Here is a 230-nt window from a genome sequence, read left to right as displayed (position 1 = left end):
CGAGCTCCCGATGACGCCCGGGCGTGAGGTGGCCGGTGTCGTCGATGCCGTGGGGCCGGGCGTCGACGCGGCCATCGCCGGATCGCGGGTCGTCGCCCACGTGGGCTTCCGCAGCGGCGGCTACGCCGAATACGCACTGGCGCCGGTCGAGGCCCTGCACCGCGTCCCCGATGGGGTGACCTTCCCGCAGGCCGTGGCCACGATCGGCACCGGACGCACGGCTCAGCTCG

The 230-nt window shown here is 75.2% G+C and carries 1 protein-coding gene; it reads left to right on the top strand.

Features of this window, described 5'->3' with window-relative positions; all coding sequences use genetic code 11:
• A partial coding sequence (locus tag SB660_RS24265) for an alcohol dehydrogenase catalytic domain-containing protein (protein WP_410585204.1) occupies positions 1 to 230 on the top strand: 230 nt, incomplete at both ends.

The sequence above is a fragment of the Bacillus sp. SIMBA_005 genome, assembly GCF_046535585.1.
Classification (GTDB): Bacteria; Bacillota; Bacilli; order Bacillales; family Bacillaceae; genus Bacillus; species Bacillus pumilus.
This window is presented reverse-complemented; position numbering and strand designations above follow the sequence as displayed.